The sequence below is a fragment of the Deltaproteobacteria bacterium genome, assembly GCA_029210625.1.
GTDB lineage: Bacteria > Myxococcota > Myxococcia > SLRQ01 > SLRQ01 > JARGFU01.
This window is the reverse complement of the sequence record JARGFU010000009.1, coordinates 184,770-210,757: the sequence shown is the minus strand read 5'-3', so window position 1 is coordinate 210,757 and position 25,988 is coordinate 184,770. Positions and strand designations below refer to the sequence as shown.

Below are 25,988 nucleotides of genomic sequence, written 5' to 3'. Positions count from 1 at the left end.
GCGGGCGGCGCCGCGAGTACCACCTCGGGCCACCCGGGGCGGGAAAGTGACCATAATTTTGCGCACCCCGGATCTCCGTGCGAGTTTCGGGGCATGCGTCTCCGGGCGGCATTCCTGGCCATCCTCTTGCTCCTCGCGCTGCGCCCCGGCGTCGCCCGGGCGAGCGCGGAGGGCGAGTACCAGATGGTGCGTGACGCCTACCTCGGCCTGAAGGCCGACGAGAAGAGGCAGCGCTACCGGGACAGCTACCTGCCGATCCTCGAGGGCTTCGAGCGCTTCGAGGCCGAGCACCGCTCCCATCCCCGGGCCCCGGACGCCCTCTACAACGCCGGGCAGCTCGGCTGGTCCCTCTACAAGGTCTCCCGCCTGCGCTCGGATCTGCGCCGCGCCCTCGACGCCTTCGAGGCCCTCGCCGAGCGCCACCCGAGGAGCAAGCTGGCCGACGACGCCCTCTGCCTGATGGGCGAGATCCTGCTGGCCCACGGCGGCGACGCGAGCGAGGCCTACCTGCACTTCGCGGCGGCGGCCGAGCGCTACCCGAAGGGTGACATGGCACCGACGGCGCGGGCGCAGGTGAAGGCCCTCGCGGCCCACGCCCCGAAGCCGGCCCCGAAGGCGCCGGCGGCCGCGCGGGCGGTGGCGGGCAAGGTCGAGCTGCGGGAGGTGCGGACCTCCACCGAGGAGGGGACGACCCGGATCGTGCTCCACCTCTCGGGTCCGGCCCGCTTCCGTCAGGCCGAGATCCCTCCGGACGACGCGAAGGAGCGGCCGGCGCGCTTCTACGTCGATCTGCAGCAGACGGTGCTCGGCGAGGCGGCCCCCGCCGAGCTGGAGGTCGAGGGCGACCTCGTCGAGACGGTCCGCGCGGGCCAGTTCTCCCCCGACACCGTGCGGGTGGTGCTCAAGGGCGTGCGGAAGGAGCAGGCCCGGGTCTTCACCCTCACCGAGCCCGATCGGGTGGTGATCGATCTGCGCGCCGAGGGCGCCCCCGCCAACCTGGCGAGCCGCGAGGTGCGGGTCGAGGGCGATCGCGCCAGCGGCGTCACCCTGGAGCAGAAGCTGAAGGCCGGACCGGACATCCCCCTCTCGGTGCAGGCCGGGCTCAAGGTGCGGCGCGTCGTGGTCGACGCCGGGCACGGCGGCAAGGACCACGGAGCGGTGGGGAAGGGCGGCCTGCGAGAGAAGGACGTCACGCTGAAGGTGGCGAAGCAGGTGGCCCAGCGCCTGGAGAAGCTGGGCCTGGAGGTCGTCCTCACCCGGGACGACGACAGCTTCGTGGCCCTGGAGCGCCGCACCGCCATCGCCAACGGCGAGGGCGCCGATCTCTTCATCTCGATCCACGCCAACGCCCACCCCCGGCGGGACCGGCGGGGCGTCTCGACCTACTACCTGGACGTCTCCAGCGACCGCTACTCGGTGCGCCTCGCCTCCCTGGAGAACGAGACCTCCGAGCGCTCGATCTCGGACCTGCAGCTGATCCTGGCCGACCTGGCCAAGCGCTCGAACGTCGAGGAGTCGGCGACCCTGGCGCGCGCGGTGCAGCGCAAGACGATGAGCGAGCTCTCGGCGAAGTACTCGGACGTGCGCAACATGGGCGTGAAGTCGGCGCTCTTCTACGTCCTCCTCGGGGCGAAGATGCCGGCGGTGCTGGTCGAGACCAGCTTCATCTCCAACCCCACCGAGGAGAAGCGCCTGGGCACGAAGGCCTACCAGGAGGAGCTGGCCGACGGCATCGTCGAGGGGGTCAAGGCCTTCCTCGAGCAGCGCCGCACCGTGGCGCTCGGTCTCTCCCCGGGCTAAGTCACTGGGCCGTGGATCACGGCGCGGACTTCGAGACCCTGCGGGAGGCCCTCGGCCACCCCGACCTCTCCGGGGAGGAGGCGGCCCGGGCGGCGGCAGACTATCTCCGCCGCGGTCAGGCCAGCATCCGCGAGGCCTACGCCGCGGGCGCCAGCGGGCGAACCCTCCTGCGCCTGCGGACGGCGCTGATCGACCGGCTGCTGGCCGCCGCGTGGGTGCGCGCCGGGCTCGAGGGGCCGGGCAAGGTGCTGGTGGCGGTGGGCGGCTACGGTCGCGCCGAGCTGGCGCCCCACTCGGACGTGGACTTCCTGGTCCTCCTGCCCGAGGCCGAGGCCGAGGCGCTGGGGCCCGCGGTCGAGCGGCTGCTCTACCTGCTCTGGGACGGCGGGCTGGAGCTGGGGCACTCGGTGCGCACCCTGGCCGAGTGCGTGAGCGTGGCCGACGGCGACGCGACCGCGCGCACGGCGCTGCTCGAGTGCCGGCACCTGGCCGGTGACGCCGAGGCCTACGCGGTCTTCGAGGCGGCGATGCTCGGCGAGGTCCACAGCCAGCGGGTGGAGACCTACGTGAAGGAGCGGCTGGCCGACTGGCGCGCCCGGCGGGAGCGCTTCGGGCGGACCGTCTATCGCCTCGAGCCCGACCTCAAGCTGGGCCGGGGCGGCCAGCGCGATCTGCAGACCGCGATGTGGATCGCCCGGGTCTGCCACCACGTCGCCGGCCTCTCGGATCTCGCGCGCCACGATCTCATCGAGGCGGTCGACCGCGACAGCCTGGCCTCCGCCCGGGACTTCCTCTGGCGGGTGCGCTGCGGCCTCCACTACCGGGCCGGCCGCCGGATGGATCTGCTGACCTTCGACGCCCAGGAGGCGCTCGCCCTGGAGCTGGGGTACCAGGACGAGACCCACCAGCTCGCGGTCGAGCACTTCATGCGGGACACCTACCTCGCCGCCCGGGAGGTCGACCGCATCGCCCGCGGGATCATCGAGCGGAGCACCGACGCCCTGGTGCCCGAGGCCGCCCGCCCGCCCCGGGAGCCGCTGGGGCCGGGCCTCCTGCGGGTCGGCGAGCGGCTCGAGTTCGATCGCGAGGCGGACGTGGAGCACGACCCGGACCTCTGCCTCCGGGCCATCGCCGTGGCGGATCGCGAGGCGCTCAGCCTGGCGAGCCGGGCCCGGGACCGCCTGCGTACCGCCGCGCGCAACATCCCGGAGCGCGAGTGGCAGCAGCCGGCGCGGGTGGCCCTCCTGCGAGAGCGGGTCGAGGCAGCCGAGGGCGCCGGCACCTTCCTCGAGCTGCTCCACGAGACGGGGCTGCTCGCCCAGCTCCTGCCCGAGCTGGGGCGGGTGGCCGGCCTCTGGCAGCACGACCTCTACCACGCCTACACCGTGGACGTTCACTCGATCTTCGCCGCGACCCGCTACCTGCGCCTGCGCAGCGGCGCCCGGGAGGACGCGCGCTTCGGACCCCTCTCCCGCGCCGTCGACCGGCCCTTCGTCCTCTTCCTGGCCGTGCTCCTGCACGACGTGGGCAAGGGCCTGGGGGGAGGGCACTCGGAGAAGGGCGCGGCGATGATGCCCGCGGTCGCCGCCCGCCTGGGGCTGGCCGAGCGGGAGGCGGCCGACCTCGAGTGGCTGGTCCGGGCCCACCTCCTGATGAGCCACCTCTCCCAGCGGCGGGACCTGGCCGATCCGGATCTCATCGACGGCTTCGCCGCCGAGGTCCGGAACCTCTCCCGGCTGCGGATGCTCACGCTCCTGACCCACGTGGACGCCAGCACCACCGGCGAGGCCGCCTGGACCGAGTGGAAGGCCTCTCTCCTCTGGCAGCTCCACGAGCGCACGGCCGAGCGCCTCGGCGCCGAGGAGGGTGGCCCGGAGCTCATCGACGAGGCCCGGGCCCGGCTGCGGGCCGCCCTGGGCCCCGGGGAGGCGGTCGAGGCCTTCCTGGCGAGCTTGCCCGAGCGCTACCTCCTCGCGGTGGAGCCCGCGGCGGCCCTGCGGCACCGGGAGCTCCTGGCGCGCCTCGACGAGGGCGAGGCGGCGGCCCTGGAGCTCGACGCCGACACCGGGGGGAGGGTGGAGACCCTGACGATCGCCGGGCGGGACCGCGAGGGCCTCCTCGCCGATCTCTCCGGGCTTCTGGCCGCGCACCGGCGCTCGATCCTCTCGGCCCAGGTCTTCTCTCTCGACGACGGAAGGGTGATCGACGTCTTCGAGCTCGAGGCCCACGCGCCGGCGCCCGAGCCCGGCCTGCCCGGCGGGGTGGGGCCGGCGGTGAGCGCGGATCCCTTGCTGCCCCAGGAGCTGTGCCGGGCCGTCACCGAGCCCGGCTGGGGCAGCGAGGAGGCCCGGCGGCGCCTCTCGCGCTCCCGCCTCGAGCAGCGGCCGGTGCCCAGCGTGCCGGTCCGGATCCGGGTGGACAACGAGGTGAGCTCGGCCCACACCGTCATCGACGTCTTCGGTCCCGATCGCCTGGGGCTGCTCCACGCGATCACCGCCGCGCTCCACCGGGAGGGGATCTCGGTGGCGCTGGCGCGGGTGGCCACCGAGGCCCACCGCGCCACCGACGCCTTCTACGTCGTCGCCGCCGGAGGCCGGAAGATCACCGCCCCGGAGACCATCGAGGCCCTGCGCAAGGAGCTCGCCGCCGCCGTGCGCGGCTAGCGCCCTCTTGATTCGGCGGCACCCCCTTCTGCTAGTCTTCGGCGAATGGGATTCCTGGGAAAGTTGTTCGGAGGAGGGGGCGGAGGAGGCGTCGAGGACGACTACTTCGACGCGCTGATCCAGCTCGGTGAGCTGGTGAGCCGACGCCCCCCCCGTGGGGTGAGGCTGCGGCACGCCGCCGCGGTCGCGCAGATCCAGCGGGTCGTCCAGGCCCGGCGCACCGAGCTGCAGTCGATCGACGGGCAGATGGAGGCTGAGGAGCGCCGGATCATGGAGCAGGCCGAGGCCGAGGCGAGGGAGAAACCCGACCTCGAGGCGATGGTGAGGGTGAGCCGCGCCGGCATCCTGAACCTCGACCGGAAGGTCTCCTCCCTGCGCAAGCAGCTCGTGGCCAAGCGGGCGAACTTCAAGTACTTCGTGAAGCAGCTCGAGGCCCAGGAGGCCAAGGTGCAGCGCCTGGAGGACGAGGGCCACTTCGAGCAGGCCGAGGCCGAGCGGGAGCAGCTCAAGCGGGTCCGCCTCGACCACATGCGTCAGGAGTCCTCCCTGGCCGACATCGAGGAGGAGATCGAGGCCTACCTCGACGGCGAGGGGGCCGCCGGCGAGGGCATGCGAGCCAAGATCCGCCTCGAGGAGATCCAGGAGAACGAGCAGAACCGGGACAAGGTCCTCAAGGAGATCCTCGGGGAGCTGGACAAGAAGGCCGAGGAGCTCGAGGGCCTGGTCCGGGACGCCGAGGAGCAGTACGAGGACGCCCTGGCCGCCCTGGGGGAGGAGGTCTACGCCGCCCGGCTCCAGGATCCGCAGTACGAGCAGGTTTACGCCATCCTCGATCCCCTGGCCGCCCAGCTGCGCTGAGCCCTGGGGGGAGGCCCCCATTTCCCCTTGCGCTCGACTTGACCGCCCGGGTCCGGCTCCGCTAGAAGCGCGGGTCCACGAGCGCATCCATCAACAAGGCCACCCGGAGAGACATCCGGGGGCCGTTGCGATGACGGCCGCTTCCTCCCGAAGAGGGGAGGCGCGGTGACGGTCGCGAGGAGAAGACAGATGAAGGCAGGAATCCTGGGCCGCAAGGTCGGCATGACGCAGATCTTCGATGCGACGGGCGAGCGGGTGCCGGTGACGGTGCTCGAGGCCTCCCCCAACATGGTGACGGCGATCCGCACCCTCGAGCACGACGGCTACACCGCCGTGCAGCTCGGCTTCGAGGACGTCAAGGACAAGCACCTCACCCGCCCCATGAAGGTGAAGTTCGAGAAGGCCGGCGTGGCCCCCAAGCGGGTCCTGCGCGAGTTCCGGGTCGACGCCTCGGTGCTCGAGGGTCTCGAGCTCGGCGCCACCATCGATCTGGGCATCTTCGAGGCCGGCATGCTGGTCGACGTGACCGCCACCTCGAAGGGCAAGGGCTTCCAGGGCGTCATGAAGCGCCACCACATGGCCGGCATGCGCGCCACCCACGGCACCCACGAGAAGCGCCGGAACCCCGGCTCGATCGGTAACCGGAAGTCGCCGGGCCGCACCTTCAAGAACACCCGGCTGCCCGGGCACATGGGCGCCAAGAAGATCACCACCCAGAACCTGAAGGTGGTGGAGGTCGACACCAACAAGGGCATCATCCTGATCAAGGGCACCGTGCCCGGCGGCAGGAACGCCCTCGTCACCATCCGGCCGGCCATCAAGGGTCAGCCCGCGGCCGCCAAGACGGAGAGCTAGCGGATGCCAGATCGCAGCGGGTCGGGTCGCACCGTCTTTTCCACCCTCTCCCTCGCCATCCTGGGAGGGGCGATGGGGGTGCTCCTGACTGCCTGCGGTCCCAAGAGCGATCCCAAGCTCTTCCTGGGGCAGTCGTGCGCCGATCGCCCGGCGACCGACTGCGCCTCGAGCCTCTGCCTGTCCTTCGACAGCGCGACGGCGATCTGCACCCAGGTCTGCGATCCGGTGGAGCAGGACTGCCCGGAGGCCTACCTCTGCCAGCCCACCGACAACCCCGCGGGCAACCACTGCGTGCCGCGGGCCCTGGTGGACAACTGCGACAGCGACGCCGAGTGCCCCTCGGGGCACCGCTGCGACACCACCCCCGGGCCCGGCCTCGGGGTCTGCTACGTGCCGGTGCAGCGCACCCTCTGCGCGCCCTGCCAGAGCTCGCTCCAGTGCCCCGCCGGCGGCGGCTGCTTCGAGGCCTCCAGCGGTGAGGCCTTCTGCACCGAGCCCTGCGGGGCCGGCGGCGCCTGCCCGGCGGGCTACGTCTGCTCGACCCTGCCCGAGCTCGGCGAGCAGTGCGTCCCCGAGCGGCAGACCTGCAGCGGCGGCAAGCCGGTCTGCGCCCAGTGCCGCGGCGACGCCGAGTGCGGCGGCTTCCTCGACCTCTGCGTCGAGAACCTCGTGACCGGCGAGCACTTCTGCGGCCAGGTCTGCGATCCGGCCACGGCGGCCTCCTGCCCGGCGGGCTTCGGCTGCGTCGACCTCTCCGGGATGGGCAGCGGCCCCTTCCAGTGCGTGCCCAACGCCTCGACCTGCGAGGGCTACTGCGACGCGGCGCCCGGCGATCTCGCCAAGGCCGAGGCCCAGTGCGGCTTCGGGCGGATGTGCGACACCGAGATCTTCTCCTGCATCGAGGCCGACGACGGTCGCCTCTGCGCCCCCTGCGCCGACGACGACGACTGCCGGATGGGGGGCACCGGGGACCGCCTCTGCATCGTGAACGTGGGCTCCACCGAGACCTTCTGCGGCAGCGACTGCACCACCGATGCCTGCCCCCTGGGCTTCTCCTGCATCGACGTCGAGGCCTTCGGCGTGGTCCACAAGCAGTGCGTGCCCACCCGGGGCTCCTGCCTCGCCGGCACCGGCCGCCTCGGCGACGAGTGCACGGCGAACGGGGCGGGGGACTGCATCACCGGCATCTGCCTGGACTTCGGCACGGTCGATCTCTGCACCGCCCGCTGCACCTCGGCCGCCGACTGCGGCGACGCCACCTCGGGCTACACCTGCTGCAACGTCGCCGCCTCGGGGACCGAGTTCGACTGCACGACGCCCCCCTCGACCGCCGACGGCGGGGTCTGCGCCCCGGTGGGCGGCACCTTCGGGGCCGACTGCACTCCCGGCCAGCCCCCCTGCCGCTCGGGCGTCTGCCTCGACATCGGCACCGCGCGCCTCTGCACCCAGACCTGCACCGGCGACGCCGACTGCCCCGAGAACTTCGCCTGCGCGCCCGCCGTCGATCAGGAGACCGGCGCCGACGCCCAGATCTGCTTCCCCTCCGGCGGCGGCACCATGGGCGCCAACTGCGACTTCGGGCCCGCCGCCTGCGCGTCGAAGTACTGCATCAAGTCGACCGCGGCGGGGAACTTCTGCTCCGTGCCCTGCGAGACCGACGGGACCTGCCCCGAGGACTGGATCTGCGATCCCGAGGCCACCACCGTGGACGGCCGCGAGGTCGCGCTCTGCTTCCCGCCCCAGCTCGCGCCCTGACCCGCCGGCCGCGCGCCGCCCGGGCGCCCGATCGCCCGGGCGCCCCGTGGCGAGGCGGGGGAGGGTGCCGGCAGGCCCCACGGGGGCCGGCGCCCCTTTGGTAAGGGTGCGGCTCTCGGGAAAGGGCCTGTTGTCGCACACTTACCCACACAATCCGCCATTGTGTGAGTTGCCGCACATCGGCTCACCGTGATAGTCAGTCCCGTCTCGCGGGAGGTTCGATGCGAAGCCGTACCACCATCAGAAGCGCTGCTCTCACCCTCGTTGCCCTCTTTAGTGTTCCTGTCCTCACGGCGGGGCTGCTGATCGCCGGAGGCTGCGGGGACGACACCGTGGTCCGCTACCGGCCGCAGTTCGACGTGGTCGACGGCACCCCGGCGGTGGACACGGGCCTGCCAGGCATCGACGACCAGCAACCGACGGTGAACCCTGCGGATTTCGCCAACAACGCACCCATCCAGGTGGACGTCTTCTTCCAGAAGACCGTCCGCAAGGTCGACATCCTCTGGGTCGTCGACAACTCCTGCTCGATGGTCGAGGAGCAGTCCAAGCTCTCCACGAACTTCGGCTCCTTCATCAACGACCTGGCCTCGGCCGATCCGCCGGTCGACTACCACCTCGGGATCATCACCACCGACGCCTCTTCGGAGGGTGGGGCGCTGCGGCCGCTCGCGACCAACTCCTCGCTCCGCTACATCGAGTGCAACAACAACGGTGGCAGCACCTGCAACGTGCCCAACGAGGTCTCGGCCTTCCAGCAGACCGTGAACGTGGGCAGCAACGGCGGCGCGCTGGAGAAGGGGCTCCTGGCCGCGCACCTGGCGCTGGTCGATCCCATGAAGTCCACCCTGAACGCGGGGTTCCTGCGCGACGACGCGGCCCTCTACGTGATCTTCGTCAGCGACGAGGGGGACGCCTCCTGCAGCCCGCTGACCCCCCAGCCCTCGGGCACCGACAAGACCGCGTGCAACTTCTTCCCCTTCTGCAGCTGCGGCAACACCGCCAGCGGCTACGGCGACACCGACTACTACGTGCGCTTCTTCGAGGGCCTGAAGGGCTACGGCAACGAGGGCCTCGTCGCCGTCGCGGGCATCGTCGGCACCGAGAACACGCCGGTGACCATCGGCGGTGAGAACTGGCTGGGCTGCCGCGCCACCGACGGCTCGGGCACCGCCTACTACGCCCCCCGCTACGTCGACGTGGCCAACCGCACCGGCGGCATCACCACCTCGATCTGCGAGTCCGACTACTCGACGGCGCTCGAGGCCCTCGGCTTCGCGGTCTCCGGCCAGCGCACGGACTTCGGCCTCTCGCGCCGGCCGATCCGGCCCGACGTCGCGCCGCTGAAGGTCTACGTGCAGGACGATCCTCTCGATCCCTCCACCCGGCGCGAGGTGCCCGAGGCCTCGACCAACCCGGCGGCCGACGGCGGCTGGGAGTGGATCCTGTGCGAGAGCACGAACTTCACCAACGCCATTCGCTTCTCGGGCAACTGGATTCCGCTGCCCAAGGCCAAGATCACCGTGAACTACCAGGTCGACGTGGGGGGAGGCCGGAGCTGCACCCCCTAGGGGGCGGCGAAACCCCACGGACCTTCGAGAAGAGCCCGAGCTACGAGAACGCGGGGGAGGGCGGCGCGAGGCCGACCTTCCCCGCACGATTATCGGACCGACGATGGGAGACAGCAGGCAGATGAACGCACGCTTCCTACGGATTTCCACCGGGGTGGCCCTCCTGGCCCTCTGTGGTCTGGCGAGCCCCGCCCTGGCGGTGGGCCCCACCGACGAGGTGGTGCAGGAGCGCCTCTACGACCAGGGAGGCCGCTTCGACCTCTCGCTCCTCGCCGGCATGTCGGTGAACAACAAGCTGCTCGACCAGTACGCCATCGTGCTGGAGCCGGCCTACCAGTTCACCGACGCCTGGGCCTTCCAGCTCACCGGCGGCTACGTGATCGGCGTGGAGAAGACCTCCCTCACCGGCCACATCCGGATGTCGATCCACGACAACAACCTGGACGACGAGTTCGCCGACATGGGCGCCCTCCAGTGGCTGGCCCTCGGCTCGGTCCGGTGGTCCCCGGTCTACGGCAAGCTCTCGATCAGCGCGGTGATGCCCGTGCACGTGGGCGCCTACATCTCGGCCGGCGGCGGCTTCGTGGGCGTCAGCCGCCACTCCCTGGCCCAGTGCAGCAGCGTCGCCGACACCGACGGTGACGGGCGCGCGGATCAGGACGACTGCGTCGTCTCCAACACCTCGCAGCCGGCCGGCACCTTCGGGCTCGGCCTGCGCTTCTACCTGGCCGACTACCTGGCCATCCGGGGCGAGCTCAAGGGCTTCCTCTTCCAGGACAAGTACACCCTCGACCTCGACGCGGCCACGCCGGTGCCGATCTCCGGCATGACCACCGTGCTGACCTTCTTCCTCGGCACCTCCTTCTACTTCTAGAGAGCAGCACGACCATGCGTGACGGAAAGCTGATGCGACGCACTGCACTCCTCCTCGGGCTCGCGATCCTTCTCGCCCCCCGCCTCGGCCAGGCCGAGGAGAAGGGGCGGAGCTACACGATCTCCCCGAACGAGCACATCCACGTGATCCAGCGGAAGGTGGACCTCCTCGGCGGCCGGCTCGAGCTCACCGCCTATCCGGCGACGATCCAGATCAACAGCCGGTGGACCCAGCACGTGGGCTTCGGCGCCGCCGCCGCCTACCACTTCATGGACACCTTCGGGCTCCAGCTGCTGGGCAACTTCAACAGCTACCTGGCTCGCGAGACCGACCTGCAGGCCGAGCTCCGGGACAAGGCCCTCCTCCAGCCGCCGAGCGCGCCGTCGATCCTGACCCGCTGGTACACGGTGCTGGCGATGGAGATGTCTCCCATCTACGGGAAGATCGCCTACTACAAGAACGCGATGCTCACCTTCTCGCTCTTCCTGACGGGCGGGCTGGGCGTCGCGGACACCGCCGTTCAGCTCCTCCTGCGCACCCCCACCGATGGCGGCCGCGAGTACAAGGTCGCCGCGAGCGCGGGCCTCTGGCCGGCGGGCGTGGTCGGCGGCGGCTTCCGGGTCATGCTGGCGGACCACTGGGCCCTGCGCCTCGAGATCCGCGACCTCGTCTACTCGGCGCGGATCACCAAGCTCAACGGCTGCACGCCGGACGAGCTCTCGCAGCTGGCGAGCGCCCCCACCAACCTCTCCGAGGGTTGCCGCACCGGCGCCTTCGATCCGAACACCATCTCCACCGACGCGAAGCTGGCAGAGGGCCGTGCGGACGGCTCCTCCGAGACCGTCAACCAGGTCAGCGGCTACGTGGGCGTCTCCTACTTCTTCTAGGTCAGTGGAACGAACGATGCGGAAGATCTCGAGCTCTCTTCGAAGCCTCCTGCTGGGTCTGGCGCTCCTGCTGCCGGCCACCAGCCTGGCCCAGGCCACCGGCCTGAACAACGCCGTGAAGGCCTACAACGCCGAGAAGTACCCGGAGGCCGCCTTCGGGTTCTACGACGTGGCCTACTACGATCCGGTCGTCGAGAACCGGCTGAAGGCCGAGTACTACCTCGCCCAGAGCCTCTCCAAGATGGAGATGAAGCGGGCGGCGGCCTTCTACTACCAGGCCATCATGGCCCAGGGCCCGGTGCACCCCTACTACCTGAAGTCGGTGGCGGCGCTGGTGGAGGTCGCGGAGGAGATCCGCGACGACCTCTTCCTGCCCATCGCGATCCAGCGGGAGTACAACCAGTCCTTCGCCAACCTGCCGGCGGCGACCCTCTTCAAGATCAACTACTTCACCGGCCTGGGTGCCTTCCGCCGCGAGAACGTCACGGAGGCCGAGAGCTTCCTGCGCAGCGTGCCGCGGGAGTCCTCCTACTACGCCAAGGCGCTCTACCTGCAGGGGATCATCAAGACCTTCCAGGGCCGCGAGGGCGGCCTGCGGGCCATCAGGGACTACGAGGAGATCCTCACCCTGAAGGACACCGCCGAGCTGGCCTACTGGGACCTCGAGAACACCAAGCAGCTCGCGCTCCTCGGCCTCGCCCGGACCCACTACACCCTGGGCAACTACCGCGACTCGAAGGCCTGGTACGAGAAGATCCCGCGCTACTCCACCTACTGGGACGTGGCGCTCTTCGAGAACGGCTGGTCCTCCTTCCTCGCCGAGGACGTGGGCTCGGCCATGGGCACCCTGCACACCCTGCACGCCCCCCAGTTCTCCGGCTCCTTCCAGCCCGAGAGCCTGATCCTCAAGTCGACCGTCTACTACTTCGCCTGCCTCTACGACGAGGTGAAGAAGGAGCTCCAGACCTTCGACACGCGCTACAAGCCCATGTCGGACGAGGTGCAGAAGATCGTGGACGCGCACCCGGACGACACCGAGCTGCCCTACTTCCTCTCCCTGGTGGCCACCCCGGACGCCCAGGGCGAGAAGCTGCCGGTGCCGGTGCGCAACCTCATGCTGGACAACCAGCGGATCAAGTCCCTCATCCGCTACCTGCGGATCCTCGACGGGGAGCTCGAGAAGGTGGAGACCACGCGCCTGTGGCGGGGCTCCTCCTTCCAGAAGGAGCTACAGACCCAGCTCGGCAAGCAGCGCCAGCAGAACGTGCTCGTGACCGGGCGCTTCATCCGCTCCCGGCTCGCCAAGCTCGTCGCCGACGTCGGCAACTTCGACGGCCAGGCCCAGATCCTGCGCTTCGAGACCTCGAAGAAGGAGAAGGAGATGCTCGAGCTGGGCGTCGATCTCCAGGCCCGCCTCGCGGGGCAGAAGCTCCTCAAGCCCGAGCTGCCCGGTGACGAGTGGGAGTACTGGGGCTTCCAGGGCGAGTGGTGGGTCGATGAGCTCGGCTACTACAAGTACACCCTCAAGAGCGCCTGTACCCAGGAGGGTGGCGCCGGGGGCCTGAAGTGATCGATCGGAGTCGACAGATGATGCAGAGCAAGCTCGTGCGCCGGTTGGCCGTCCTCTCGGCCCTCGTCCTCCTCGGAAGCTTCACCTCCTCCACCCTCGGCCTCGCGCCGGGCGAGGCGGTGGCCCAGCAGCGCAAGCGCAAGAAGCCGGCGGCCAAGAAGGCCCCCGCCGAGGCCCCCGCGGCCGAGAAGGCTCCGGAGTCGAAGCCCGCCGCGCCCGAGGCCAAGAAGGAAGGCCCCGAGGAGCGGGTCGGCCCGGCCTCCCTGGCCGACATGCGCCGCAAGCGCCCCGAGGACATGACCCGCGAGGACCTCGCGGATCAGAAGCGCACCGAGGCCATCGAGCAGCTCAAGAAGATCATCCCGAAGATCTCCAACCCCTCCCAGAAGGCCGACCTCTTCTTCCAGCTCGCCGAGCTGTGGTGGGAGAAGAGCAAGTACGTCTACTTCGTGGAGATGGAGGCCTGGGACAAGGAGTACGAGAAGTGGCTGGAGGCCACCAACCGGGGTGAGGAGAAGCCCGAGCCGGTGGCGAGCCACCGGGAGTCCGAGCTCTACCGGACCGAGGCGATCAAGCTCTACCGCCGCATCCTGAAGGACTTCGAGACCTACCCGCGGAACGACGAGGTGCTCTTCAACCTCGCGTTCAACATGTACGAGACCGACAAGAAGGACGAGGGCGTGGCCCTCTACTGGGACCTCATCAAGCGCTACCCCCGGTCCCGCTTCGTGCCCGACGCCTACCTCCAGATGGGCGAGCACTTCTTCACCAGCAACGACGTCTTCAAGGCCCAGAAGAGCTACCAGAAGGCCTACGACGCCGGTGACGAGCGCATCAAGGTCTTCGCCACCTACAAGCTGGCGTGGTGCGACTACAACCTGGGCGAGCACCAGGCGGCCCTCAAGAAGTTCAAGCTCGTCGTCGAGGACGCCGAGCTGCAGGAGCGCAAGAACCCGGAGCTCGCCGGCAAGATCCAGATGAAGGAAGAGGCCTTCCGCGACATGGTGCTGACCTACTCTCAGCTCGATGCCGTGGAGCCCGCGATCCAGTACTACGAGTCCCACGCGGGCAAGAAGTCGATCAAGTGGATCGCCCGCCTCGCCGACACCTTCTACGGCGCGGGCAAGAACGAGGAGGCCATCCTCACCTACCGGCACCTCCTCTCGGCCGAGCCCTACAACGAGAACGCCCCGAGCTATCAGGCCAACGTCGTGCGCGCCTACGCGAACCTGCAGGAGCGCGAGCAGGTCCTGGCCGAGATGCAGCGCCTGGTCGATCTCTACGGCCCGAGCACCCCCTGGGCCGAGGCGAACAAGGCCGACGAGTCGGCCATCCGGCGCGCCTACAACCTGGCCGAGGGCACCCAGCGCGAGCTGGTGACCGAGTACCACCAGGAGGCCCGGAAGACGAAGTACGCGAAGACCTACCGGCTCGCCTCCGAGATCTACAAGCGGTACCTGGAGAAGTTCGCCGACAGCGAGCACGGCTACAACCTGCGCTACCGCTACGCCGAGATCCTCTTCACCCTGCGCGAGTTCGAGAACGCCGCGACCCAGTACCTGCAGCTCGTCGAGATCCAGCCCGATGGGGAGTACACCCTCGAGGCCGCCTACGTCGCGCTGCTCTGCTACGAGGAGCTGGCCTGCATCGACCGTGGCGACTGCAAGGTGAAGGTCCTCGAGGGCGAGCAGAAGATCAAGGAGGACGAGGACAAGGGCAAGGCGCAGCGGATGGAGATCAAGAAGCGCGCCGGCAAGGACGACAAGCCCGAGGAGATCCCGAAGTGGGAGCAGAAGCAGATCGAGGCCTCCGACGCCTACGTCAAGGTCATCGACACCTGGCGTGAGAAGAACGCCAAGAAGCTCTCCAAGAAGAAGATCAAGGAGCTCGAGACCGACGAGATCGTCGTCCGCTACAAGGCCGCCTTCCTCTACTACGTGCACCTGCACTACGTGGAGGCCGCGAAGCGCTTCGAGCACATCATCCTGAAGTGGCCCGAGGACAAGAACGCCCGGGTCGCCGCGGACCTCGTCCTCGACTCCCTGAACACCAAGGAGGAGTGGGCGCAGCTCAACGACCTCGCCCGCAAGTTCCGGTCGAACAAGCGCCTGAACAAGTCCGGCACGAAGAAGGCCTCCAAGGAGGACAACGACTTCGGCCAGCGCCTCGACACCCTCATCGAGGGCTCACAGTTCAAGCTCGTCATGGGCGTGAACGAGGACAAGCGCTACACCGAGGCCGCCCCGATGTTCCGGGCCTTCGTGGACGAGTTCCCCAAGTCCCAGTACGCCGACGTGGCGCTCTTCAACGCGATGGTCATCTTCGACCGCGCCAAGGAGCTCGACAAGGCCATCGACGTCGGCCGCCAGCTCGAGAAGACCTACGACGACTCCGAGCTGCTGCCTCGCGTGATCCAGTACCTCGGCTCGTTCTACGACCGCATCGCGGACTACGAGCAGGCCGCGGCCTACTACAAGCGCTACTTCGACGACTACAGGGACAAGACGAGCAAGACCTACAAGAAGATCTCCGAGGACCGGCGGCCGGAGGAGGCCGAGCTGGTCACGGCGATCAAGGAAGAGATCGAGACGAAGCTGCCCGACAGCCTCTTCAACGCCGCGCTCTGGTACGAGGGCCTGGGGGACTACCCCAAGGCCATCGCCGCCTACCTCGAGTACGTGAAGACCTACGAGAAGCGCGACGACGTCCCGGACATCTTCTACAACGTCGGCCTGATCTACGAGGCCCAGAAGGACCACAAGCGGGCCGCCAACTTCTTCGAGGACTACGCGAAGAAGTACGCCAAGCGGGTGAAGCCCTGGCAGGTGATCCGCGCCAAGTACCGGGCCGCCCAGGCCTACGACGAGCTGGGCGACGACAAGAACAAGATGCGCCTCTTCAGCGAGATCGCGAAGGCGTACCCGAAGCTCGCCAAGGAAGACCAGGAGCATCCGGTGGTGCGTGACGCCATCGCGCAGTCCGACTTCCTGAACCTCGACCCGGCCTTCGATGCCTACCTGGCGATCAAGTTCGACACGGTGAAGCAGAAGGAGCTGAAGGCCCGCCTCGACAAGAAGACCCTGACCCTGGCCCAGCTCGAGAAGGACTACACCGCGGTGCTGGCCCGGGGCTCGGGCGACTGGGGCATCTGCGCCCTGACCCGCATCGGCCTGGCCTACAAGGACCTGGCCCGGAACCTCCTCGACGCCCCCATCCCGCCGGGACTCGATGCGGATCAGGAGGGCCTGTACATCTCCTTCCTGGAGGAGAAGGCCTTCCCGCTCGAGGACAAGGCCATCGAGGCGCTCGAGAAGGCGCTGTCCAAGGGCCACGAGCTCTCGGTCTACAACAAGTGCACCCTGCAGGCGCAGGAGGTGATGCTCGCCTTCCGGCCCAACGCCTTCGGCGAGGTGCCCGAGGTGAAGTACTTCGGCTCCGAGTTCTTCCTGACCGGCGGTCCCATCGCCGAGCTCAAGGAGACGCCGATCGAGCGGGCCCCGGAGCCGCCACCGGCGCCGGCGATGCCCGGCGTCGAGGGCGAGGCCACTACTGCCCCTGCGGGCACCGAGGCGGAGGGCTAGACCGATGACGATCACCATGAAGAAGCTGACGACGCTCGCCTCGGCTGCGGCCCTCCTGCTCCTCTCCACCGCCTGTCCCAAGCCGCAAGTGGTCGATCCGGATGAGAAGATGCCGGTCGCGGTGCGGCCGGTGGCCCGGAAGGACACGCCCCAGAGCCGCTTCGATGAGGGCGTGAAGGCCATGGAGGCCCGGGACTGGGCCACCGCGAGGGTGAAGTTCGAGCAGGCCCTCGAGATGGCCGACAACCTGACCACGGCCCGCTACAACCTCGCCTACTGCCTCCAGCACCTCGGTGAGCTCGACCCGGCGGCCGAGCTCTACGAGGCGGTCCTGGCACAGGACCCCGGGCACCTCGAGGCCGCGATGAACCTGGCGAAGATCCGCCGGGATCAGGTGCGCTTCGCCGAGGGCATCGAGATCCTCGAGAAGCTGCGCAAGGACAACCCCTACGAGGGCCGGATCCTCAACGATCTGGCGGTGCTCTACCGCCTCGACAAGAAGTACAAGAAGGCGGAGAAGACCCTGCGCACGCTGCTCTCCCGCGACGCCGACAACGCGGACGCCCACAAGAACCTGGCCCTGGTGCACTACGACCAGGGGGCCTACCGCCTCGCCGAGTTCATGATGGGCACCGCCAAGCGCCGCAACGAGAAGGACCCGGGCATCTACAACAACCTGGGCATGATCGCGATGAAGCGGGGTGACATGCGCGCCGCCTTCGGCAACTTCCAGAAGGCCGTGGAGCTCGATCCCGGCTTCGCCCCGGGGCACCTCAACCTCGGCGCCTACGCGCTCTCCTACCGGGACTACAAGGCCGCGTCGGAGTCCTTCGCCAAGGCGGTGAACCTGGACGCCGCCTCCTGGGAGGCGCACTTCTACTACGCCCAGGCGCTCGAGGGCGCCCAGGACTTCGACGGCGCCGCCCGGGAGTACGCGGCGGTCCAGAAGATCCGGCCGAACTTCCCCCCGGCGGCCTTCGGCCTCTGCAAGTCGCTGCAGAACACGAAGCCGGTCGAGGCCGAGGCGCAGTGCAAGCGCTTCATGGGCATGGAGGGCGCGAAGCCCGAGCAGGTGGAGAACGCCAAGTCGCGGATCGAGTCCATCCAGATGATGCGCGAGATCAAGGCCAACGAGGCGGCCGCGCCGGAGCCGACGCCCGAGCCCGAGGCGACGCCCGAGGTGGCGCCCGAGGGCGAGCCCGCGCCGGAGGGCGAGGCGGCCCCCGAGGGGGAGCCGGCGGCCGATCCCGAGGTGGCCCCGGAGGGCTCCGAGGGGGAGGGTGAGCCGGCCCCGGCGCCCGAGGACGCCTCCGCGGCGAGCCCCGAGGCCGAGGTATCGGCCAAGGAGAGCGCAAACGGCTGAAGTCATTGGGGAAATTAGGCTGGAACTCCCGCCGCGCCCCGGGGTCAAAGTAAGTGCGCGGTGGGAAGCAAAAACCGAGGCCTTTCTGTAGACTCCGCGCCTCGTAGATCCGGCCGAAGATCCCCACAGAGCACGAGCAATTGCGGAAATTCACAGCACACGCTGGAGCGGTGAGCATGAAGAAGGTTTGGACGAAGATGGCGGTGACGGCGGTGGTCGCCTTCGCCCTGGTGGCGGCGCTCGGCTGGGCGACGGCGGCGGTGGCCCAGGAAGAGGCCGGGGTCCGGTACTCGGACAAGACCGTCATCGACTTCAACGACGTCACCCTCGAGGGTGAGCTCACCAAGCCCGAGGGGGCCTACCTGCTGGACCGCAAGAAGACCAAGTTCAGCAGCCTCATCCGGCTCCGCGACGACTTCCTCTCCGAGCTGCAGACCTCGGTGGACAACCTCTAGGCAGGTAGCACACGCATGGCGACTCAGAAGATTCAGTTGATGATCATCAAGGCGGACGGCGACGTCCAGGACGCCTCCTTCGAGCAGGACAGCATCATCGTCGGCTCGGGCGCCTCCGCCAACGTGCAGCTCGACGACGACAAGGTCTCGAGCATCCACGCCATGATCAAGGTGGACCCCGAGAAGGGGATCCGGGTGATCGACCTCGGCAGCGAGTCGGGGACGCGCATCGGCGGCAAGGAGATCCGCGAGGAGTCCATCGACAGCGGCGACGTGGTCGAGATCGGCGGTTGCAAGATCCGCGTCTCCTTCGGCGACGGCGCCGAGGCCGGCCGGGAGATGACCGAGGTGGTCTCGGTGCCCGAGGCGGCGGCGGAGAGCGACGAGAAGCCGGCCAAGAAGGACAAGAAGAAGGCCAAGAAGGCCGCCGCCGAGGCGCCCGTGGCCGCCCCCGCCTCCAAGGAGCAGCGGCAGTCCACCGAGATCGTCCAGGCGCTGCAGCCCGAGGGCGACACCATGAAGCTCTTCTCCGAGGAGATCCCGGAGTCCGAGCGCCCCACCTCCGCGGCGAAGCTCCTCGAGGTGGTGATGGTGTGGTCCGACACCATCATCGGTCTCGGTCACTTCGAGCTGAACCAGAAGCAGGTCACCGTCGGCGACGGCAAGAAGAACGACTTCAACCTCGCCAACGACCGCATCCCCCTGAACCGCTTCCCCTTCCTCCAGGCCGAGGGTGACACCTGGAAGCTGGTGATCGCCGAGGGCATGGACCTCAAGGTCCGCGACGGCGACGGCGACACGGTGGGCCTCGACGAGCTGAAGGATCGCGGGAAGGCCCTGCGGGCCGACACCGAGTTCAAGGGCTACACCTACAAGCTCGGGCTCCACGATCAGGCGATGATCTACGTCGACGACACCGTCTTCGTGGTCCGCTACGTGAAGCCCTCCAAGCGGATCGTCACCAACGTCTGGACGACCCTGGACTTCTACTTCACGAAGGTCCTCTCGACCTCGTTCATGGCCCACATCCTCTTCATCGCGGCGCTCCTCTTCACGCCGATCAACGCCGAGGAGCTCTCCGAGGATCTCTTCAAGAACCCGAACCGCTTCGCGAAGCTGATCATCAAGCCGCCGGAGACCGAGAAGAAGAAGTTCAAGGACCTCTCGGGCATCGAGGAGGGCAAGAAGGCCAAGGACGACGAGGGCAAGTTCGGCAAGAAGGAAGAGGTCAAGAAGGAGGCCGCTCCCTCGAAGAAGGGCGCCCCCGTGGTCGACGTCGACAAGCGGGAAGAGGATCGCAAGAAGGTCATGCAGTCCGGCCTGCTGGCAGCCCTCAACGCGCCGGACGACGGCGCCGCCTCCAACGTCTTCGGTCCCGGCGGCCTCGGCACCGGCATCAACAACGCGCTGGGCGGCCTGCAGGGTGGCGCCGGCATGGGTGACGCCCACGGCGTCGGCGGCCTCGGCTCTCGCGGCACCGGCCCCGGTGGCGGTGGCTCCGCGCTCGGCATCGGCGGCCTGGGCACCAAGGGTGGCGGCCGCGGCCGCGGTGGCTACGGCTCGGTCGATCTCGGCGGCAAGGGCCGCGGCAAGAGCAACCTGAGCTCCGGCACCACCATCGTCAAGGGCGGCCTCGACAAGGAGGTCATCGCCCGGATCGTCCGGCGGCACCAGAACGAGATCAAGTACTGCTACGAGCGCGAGCTGCAGAAGGACCCGAACCTCTACGGCAAGATCGCGATCCTCTGGATCATCGACGCGACCGGTGCGGTGGCGAAGGCCACGGTGGCCCAGACGACGATGGGCAACTCCGAGGTCGAGAACTGCATCATCACCCGGGTGAAGCGCTGGCGCTTCCCGCAGCCCAAGGGCGGCGGCATCGTGCAGGTCACGTACCCCTGGATCTTCAAGCCCAGCAACTAGGAAGAGGGGACAGCGTGATGGGTGCGACCCTTTCGAAGAAGTGGGCCTCGCGGGCCATGCTCGCGGGCCTGTTCCTGGCCCTCTCGGCTCCGGCCCTCGCCCAGGAGGGCGGCGCGCCGCCCACCGACGACGAGGCCAAGCGGCAGATCGCCGTGCCCCCCCTGGGCGTGCCGATCGAGCCGCACCGTGGGCTCTACACCGACTTCAGCGTCGGCACCTACTTCGCCTTCGGGCCGGGTGGGGTCTCCGACGGTCAGCCCTTCCTCGGGCTGGGGGTGGGCTACGACCTCACCGACCGCCTGACCCTCGGGCTGCGCCTGGGGATGGGATCGGTCGCCGGCGCCTGCCTGGCCGACGTCTGCGGCAACCAGGTCAACAACCCCGGGATGGTGACCGAGGGCGCCGACTCGTTCTCGCTGACCACCGCCGACGTCTTCTTCGGCTACAGCCACCCCATGACCCAGCAGTGGTTCGTGGGCGGCAAGCTCCTCGGCGGGATCGCCGCCGTGGGCCCGGTGCCCGAGCACCAGCGGGGGGTGGTTCCCAACCGGCTCGCCCTCGGCTTCGGCGGCGGGCTGCTGGCGACGACCGAGCTTCATACCTACCTGAACCACTTCGTCATCGGAGCGGATCTGGGGGCACGCTTCCGCTCCGCGGGCGGGGCGAACATCATCGGACTCGAGATCGCGGCTCGCTTCAAGTACGTCTTCTGACGCACCCATCCAGGAAGTAGCAAAGTAGTGAGCGAGATTTCGCGTGCAGGCGCCGGGCGTCTGCGCAACGTGGGGATCGTTGCGCACGTCGACCACGGCAAGACGACCCTCGTGGACCACCTCCTCCGGCAGAGCGGCGCGCTCGCCCGGAAGGAGGCCATCGACCGGGTCATGGACTCCATGGATCAGGAGCGGGAGCGGGGCATCACCATCCTCGCCAAGGCCGCCGCCCTCGAGTGGGAGGGTCACCGGATCACCCTGGTCGACACCCCCGGGCACGCCGACTTCGGCGGCGAGGTCGAGCGGGCGCTGAACCTCGTGGACGGGGTGCTCCTCCTGGTGGACGCGGCCGAGGGGCCGCTGCCCCAGACCCGCTTCGTGCTCCAGAAGAGCCTGAAGAAGAACCTCCCGGTGGTGCTGGTGATCAACAAGGTCGATCGCCAGGACGCCCGCCCGGAGGAGGTCCTCGACGAGGTCTACGCCCTCTTCATCGATCTCGACGCCGCCGACAGCGAGATCGAGTTCCCGGTGATCTACGCCATCGCCCGGGACGGGAAGGCGGCCCGCAGCCTGGAGGAGCTGAAGACCGCGACGGATCTGAAGGCCCTCTACGAGACCCTGATCGAGACCCTCCCGCCTCCGGAGGTCGGCTCGGAGGACGACCCGCCTCAGCTGCTGGTCAGCAACCTCGACCATGACGACTACCTCGGACGGCTGGCCATCGGCCGCCTGCACGCCGGGCGCCTGCGCACCAACCAGCGGGTGACCGTCTGCCAGGACGAGGGCCAGACCATCAACGGGACCATCGCCACCCTCGGGGTCTACTCCGGGATGGCCCGGCGGACCGTGGAGCAGGTCTCGGCCGGCGAGATCGTCCTGGTCTCGGGGATCGAGGAGGTGACCGTCGGGGACACCATCTGCGAGGCCGAGAAGGTCCGGGCCCTGCCGCGCCTGACGGTCGATCCGCCGACCCTCTCGATGGTCTTCCGGGTCAACGACGGCCCCTACGCCGGCAAGGACGGACGCTACCTGACCAACCGCCACCTCCAGGCCCGCCTCGAGAAGGAGGACCGGCGCAACGTCGCCATCCAGATCGAGAAGCTCCCCGAGATGGAGGGCTTCAAGGTCTCGGGGCGGGGCGAGCTGCAGCTGGCGGTGCTGGTGGAGAGCATGCGGCGGGAGGGCTACGAGCTGACCGTCAGCGCCCCCACGCCGGTGCTGCACAAGGAGAACGGCCAGATCCTCGAGCCCTACGAGATCCTCTTCTTCGACCTGCCCACCCAGGCGGTGGGCGGCATCTCCACCATCCTGGGGGAGCGAAAGGGGAGGATGCTGGCCATGGAGGACGCCGGCTCGGGCCGCACCAAGATGGAGTGGCGGATCCCGACCCGCGCGCTGGTGGGGCTGGGGCCCCGCTTCCTCACCGAGACCAAGGGGGAGGGGATCTTCCACACGATCTTCGACACCTGGGACGAGTGGGCCGGGCCGCTGGTGCGCCGCTCGAGTGGCGCGCTGGTCTCCGACCGGCAGGGCGTCTCGGTGCCCTACGGGCTCTTCTCCCTCGAGGATCGGGGCGTCTTCTTCATCGGTTCGGGCGTGCCGGTCTACGACGGAATGGTCGTCGGCGAGCACAACCGCAACAACGACCTGAACGTGAACGTCTGCCGGACCAAGAAGCTCACCAACATCCGGGCCGCCGGCAAGGACGACGCCGTGCTGCTCACGCCGCCCCGGCAGATGAGCCTCGAGCGGGCCCTGGAGTGGATCCGGGACGACGAGCTGGTCGAGGTCACCCCGAAGGTGATCCGGATCCGCAAGCGCGCGCTGGACGCCGTCACCCGGCACCGCGAGGTCCGCGACCGCAAGCGCGAGGCCGGCGAGCTGGACCGCTAGGTCAGATCAGGAAGCCGACCCGCGAGAGGCTCGTGAGCATCTGATCGCGGGTCACGAGGATGCCCAGCGCCTCGAGGCCGGCGAGGAAGGCGAGGACCTCGCGCTCGGGCAGCGGAGCGGCGAGGGCCAGCAGGTCGCGCACGGTCTTGGTGCCATCGGCGGCCACCAGGAGGTGGGCGGTGCCGGAGTCGAGGTCGAGCTCCTCGAGGGGGACGGTCGGGGCGGTGCCCGGGCCCAGCACGGTGGTCTCGGGGAGCCAGTCCTGGAGGGCCTCGAGGGAGAGGGTCTCGGCGATGCCCTGGAGGACGAGCCTCCCGAGGGGCAGACCCATGCCGACGTTCGAGCGGGTGCCCTTCTCGGGGCGCTGCTGGTAGCTGCCCTCCCGCCAGTCGAAGGTGCTCCAGAGGAGGCTCCGGAGCTGGTCCTTCACCAGCGCGGTGAGCTCGTCCCGATCGAGGACGTCCATCTCCAGGAGGATCTGGCCGGTCTTCTTCTGGGTCTCCCGGGCGATCTCCATGGCCGCCTCGGCGTCCTCCCGGGCGAGCTTGCCGCGCCGCACGGCGAAGGAGAGCAGGCGGTCCCGGGCGAGGTTGGAGGCCGCGTAGACCGGCTCACCGTTCTGGAAGTAGATGGCCTTCGTGGCCTTGCCGCGCCGCAGGACCAGGCTGCCGGTCGTGCGGGCGAGGGTCTGCGCGGCGATGAGGCGGGGGACCCGGGTGAGGGCGAGGTCGCCGGAGCGCGCCGCGGGCCGGGTCGGAGTGGCCGGCTCCGGGGGGGGGCGGGGGAGCCGCGCCCTCGCCGAACGATCCGGCGCGGGGCCGGGGTCGGCCTCGCCCGCCAGATCCTCGACGAAGCCCATCCGGGCCAGCTTCCCCGCGCTGCGGCGCTCGGGCGCCGGACCGGGCTCGGGGAGCGGCGCCTCGTAGGTCAGGGGCGCCTCGTAGGCCACCGGAGGGGAGGGCGGGTTGGTCGGCTGCAGCTCCTCCTCGTCGATCTCGATGGCCTCGGAGAGCTCCAGCTCGATCAGCGCCTCCTCGGCCGCGTCCTCCTCGGCGATCTCCACCGGCACCTCGGCGGTCGCGCCGACCAGGTCCGCGATCCCGTCCAGGAGGGCCTTGGTGCTGAAGGGCTTCTCGAGGAAGAGGTGCGCCCCGTGCTCCTCGACCGCGGCGTGGCTGCCGGAGGGTCCCCGGAAGACGCCCGAGATCGCGATGACGGGGATCGGCGGCTCGGAGGCCACCAGGGCGTCGATCACGTCGGTGCCCAGCATGTCCGGCAGGAGCAGGTCGACGACCGCGGCGTCGGGCCGCTGCACGCGGACGGCCTGGAGGGCCTCCTCTCCGCTGTGGGCCAGCTCGATCACGTGCCCCCGTCCCTCGAGCGCTGTGCCCAGGAGCGTGGCGAGCTCGATGTGGTCGTCCACGACGAGGATCCGCGCGGCCATTGCGGCCATTCAACCGCGATTTCCGGGCACTTGCCAGCCCCACCGAACTGCTTCGATCCGCGGTGGGCCTTTTTTTTGACGGCCGCCGGGGGGTCGGTAGGTTGGAGGTAGGACAACGCCTCTCCGGGGAGACCGAGGGAGACCCGAGTCCCACCACCCCCCGAAAAGGCCCACTCGAAGGAGGAGCCACCGTGATTGCAGCCGAGAAGACCTGGAGCGAGGAGCGGACGCGACGGCAGCAGCGGGCACCGCTCGACATCTTCCTGAACAAGATCGTCGGTGACGAGCCCTTCATGTGCCGGACCCGGAACATCTCCATCGGAGGCATCTACCTGCGCAGCCTCATCGAGCCGGCGCTCGAGGGCAAGGAGGTGCACCTCGAGTTCGCGCTGCCCGGCAGCCGCGAGGTCATCTGGGCCAGCGGCGAGATCGTGCGAGAGGTGGGGGAGGACGGCCGGGAAGGCTCCGGCATCCGCTTCACCGCCATGCCCGAGCGCTACCGCACCCTGATCGCGGCCTACGTGGCCCGCCGCCGCCGCCGACGGCGGAGCCTCCCGCGCGCGAACTAGCCGGCGAGGGTAGACTGCGGCGGATGGCCTCTCGTCCGCCGCGCTGCCTACCGACGATCCTGCTGCTCCTCGCGGCGGGGTGCGGGCCCGACGTCTCGGGTCCGGTGACGGTGGGGGTGCTCGGCCCCGGTGAGACGCCGGGGACCTACGCCATCGTCCCGACCGAGCTGCCGGAGATCGAGTCCCTGGCTCACCTCCGCGGCCCCGGCGTGGAGGTGCTGGCCGGAGCGAAGCTGGTCCTCGATCACGACGAGATCGCCCGAGGCATCGAGGCCGGCGAGCTCCTCACCCTGGACGACGTGAAGGAGGCGATGGTCCGCCGGAGGGGCCGGCCTCCCCGGGCGATGTTCAGCCCCGGCACCCTGGAGAGCGCGGGGGGCGCGCAGACGGTCTGGCTGGCCGAGGACTACCACTCCCTCGGGATGGCCACCGCCTACGCCCACGTGGCCCGCGCCCGACGCGCGGCGGTGGGCGCCGGCCTGCCGCCCGCCTGCCTGGCCCGGCTGCCCACCTACTACGACCTCACCTTCATCGAGCGCGCGGGCGGGGTGGGGGGCAAGCAGCACGACAACGCCTTCTTCATGCCCCTGATGGGCTCGATCTTCTTCCTCCCCCACGACGCGTTCCCGACCCTCGCGATGGCCATGAACCAGGGGATCATCGCCCACGAGTACAGCCACGGCATCTGGTCCTGCCTGGTGGACGACTTCGAGCCCCTCTCCTGGCGGACCCTCTCCCTCGACGGGCCGGCGCAGGCCCGGCTGGCGGGCTTCAACGAGGGGCTGGCCGACTACTTCGGGGCCTGGGTCACGGGGGATCCCGACTTCATCGCCCTGACGCTCCCCTCGGAGAGCGACCGGCGGGACGTCTCGGTGGCCCGCCTCTACACCCAGGCCATGGCGGACGCGGAGCAGAACCTCACGGGCTTCGACCCCTACCTCCTGGGGGCGGTCCTCGCCAGCGCCCTCTGGCGCATCCGCGCCGAGAGCGAGGACCCGGGCGTCGCCGACCGCTGGGTCCTCGCCGCGCTGGCGGCGCTGCCCGCCGCGCTCGAATGGGCCATCCAGAGGGTGGGCACCTTCACCGTGCCCGACTTCCTCGCCGTCCTCGCGGCCGCCAGCGCCGGCGAGGGCGCCCCCTTCCAGGCCCGGGTCTGCCGGATCCTCGGCGAGCGCTTCGCCGCCGCCGGGCCCGTGAACGGGTGTCCCTGAAGC

General features: G+C 69.6%; 18 protein-coding genes. 17 read left to right on the top strand and 1 reads right to left on the bottom strand.

All coding sequences use genetic code 11. From position 1 onward, the window contains the following. Positions 1-93: 93 nt before the first annotated feature. The 15 genes from P1V51_10805 (at position 94) to typA (ending at position 22,761) form a co-directional block, all read left to right on the top strand. Positions 94-1,800 carry an N-acetylmuramoyl-L-alanine amidase gene (locus P1V51_10805; GenBank protein MDF1563525.1) on the top strand — a complete coding sequence of 569 codons (1,707 nt, stop codon included), beginning with the start codon at positions 94-96 and terminating at the stop codon, positions 1,798-1,800. 11 nt (positions 1,801-1,811) lie between these two features. After that, positions 1,812-4,463: a [protein-PII] uridylyltransferase gene (gene glnD / locus P1V51_10800; protein MDF1563524.1), complete on the top strand. Its 2,652-nt coding sequence runs from the start codon at positions 1,812-1,814 to the stop codon at positions 4,461-4,463. A 45-nt stretch (positions 4,464-4,508) separates the two neighbouring features. After that, positions 4,509-5,321, top strand: coding sequence for a hypothetical protein (locus tag P1V51_10795; protein MDF1563523.1), 813 nt, complete (start codon positions 4,509-4,511; stop codon positions 5,319-5,321). A 189-nt stretch (positions 5,322-5,510) separates the two neighbouring features. Continuing rightward, a complete protein-coding gene (gene rplC / locus P1V51_10790; GenBank protein ID MDF1563522.1) occupies positions 5,511-6,176 on the top strand; it encodes a 50S ribosomal protein L3 in 666 nt (221 codons plus the stop codon). Between the two features lie 3 nt (positions 6,177-6,179). Further along, a complete protein-coding gene (locus tag P1V51_10785; protein MDF1563521.1) occupies positions 6,180-7,931 on the top strand; it encodes a hypothetical protein in 1,752 nt (583 codons plus the stop codon). A gap of 221 nt (positions 7,932-8,152) precedes the next feature. Next, entirely contained in the window at positions 8,153-9,502 is a 1,350-nt protein-coding gene (locus tag P1V51_10780; GenBank protein MDF1563520.1) for a hypothetical protein, read from the top strand. A 121-nt stretch (positions 9,503-9,623) separates the two neighbouring features. Continuing rightward, on the top strand, positions 9,624-10,376 hold the full coding sequence (locus P1V51_10775; GenBank protein ID MDF1563519.1) for an outer membrane beta-barrel domain-containing protein: 753 nt from the start codon (positions 9,624-9,626) through the stop codon (positions 10,374-10,376). 32 nt (positions 10,377-10,408) lie between these two features. After that, positions 10,409-11,263, top strand: coding sequence for an outer membrane beta-barrel domain-containing protein (locus tag P1V51_10770; GenBank protein MDF1563518.1), 855 nt, complete (start codon positions 10,409-10,411; stop codon positions 11,261-11,263). 16 nt (positions 11,264-11,279) lie between these two features. Further along, a complete protein-coding gene (locus P1V51_10765) occupies positions 11,280-12,833 on the top strand; it encodes a hypothetical protein (protein MDF1563517.1) in 1,554 nt (517 codons plus the stop codon). A gap of 17 nt (positions 12,834-12,850) precedes the next feature. Continuing rightward, complete coding sequence (locus P1V51_10760) at positions 12,851-16,414, top strand: tetratricopeptide repeat protein (GenBank protein ID MDF1563516.1); 3,564 nt, start codon at positions 12,851-12,853, stop codon at positions 16,412-16,414. A gap of 4 nt (positions 16,415-16,418) precedes the next feature. Further along, a complete protein-coding gene (locus P1V51_10755) occupies positions 16,419-17,777 on the top strand; it encodes a tetratricopeptide repeat protein (GenBank protein ID MDF1563515.1) in 1,359 nt (452 codons plus the stop codon). A gap of 176 nt (positions 17,778-17,953) precedes the next feature. Next, positions 17,954-18,232, top strand: a complete 279-nt coding sequence (locus P1V51_10750) for a hypothetical protein (GenBank protein ID MDF1563514.1) — start codon at positions 17,954-17,956, stop codon at positions 18,230-18,232. A gap of 39 nt (positions 18,233-18,271) precedes the next feature. Further along, positions 18,272-20,155 carry an AgmX/PglI C-terminal domain-containing protein gene (locus tag P1V51_10745; GenBank protein ID MDF1563513.1) on the top strand — a complete coding sequence of 628 codons (1,884 nt, stop codon included), beginning with the start codon at positions 18,272-18,274 and terminating at the stop codon, positions 20,153-20,155. 17 nt (positions 20,156-20,172) lie between these two features. Beyond that, a complete protein-coding gene (gene cglE / locus P1V51_10740) occupies positions 20,173-20,868 on the top strand; it encodes an adventurous gliding motility protein CglE (protein ID MDF1563512.1) in 696 nt (231 codons plus the stop codon). Between the two features lie 27 nt (positions 20,869-20,895). After that, entirely contained in the window at positions 20,896-22,761 is a 1,866-nt protein-coding gene (typA, locus tag P1V51_10735) for a translational GTPase TypA (GenBank protein MDF1563511.1), read from the top strand. Position 22,762: 1 nt separating this feature from the next. Here the strand turns inward: typA and P1V51_10730 are convergent, their stop codons facing one another. Beyond that, complete coding sequence (locus P1V51_10730) at positions 22,763-24,205, bottom strand: response regulator (GenBank protein ID MDF1563510.1); 1,443 nt, start codon at positions 24,203-24,205, stop codon at positions 22,763-22,765. Positions 24,206-24,396: 191 nt separating this feature from the next. On the opposite strand from P1V51_10730, the gene P1V51_10725 reads away from it, so the two are divergent. Then, positions 24,397-24,774 (top strand): PilZ domain-containing protein, encoded by a 378-nt coding sequence (locus P1V51_10725; GenBank protein ID MDF1563509.1) that lies wholly within the window; start codon positions 24,397-24,399, stop codon positions 24,772-24,774. Positions 24,775-24,797: 23 nt separating this feature from the next. Next, positions 24,798-25,985 (top strand): hypothetical protein, encoded by a 1,188-nt coding sequence (locus tag P1V51_10720; protein ID MDF1563508.1) that lies wholly within the window; start codon positions 24,798-24,800, stop codon positions 25,983-25,985. Positions 25,986-25,988 lie beyond the last annotated feature (3 nt).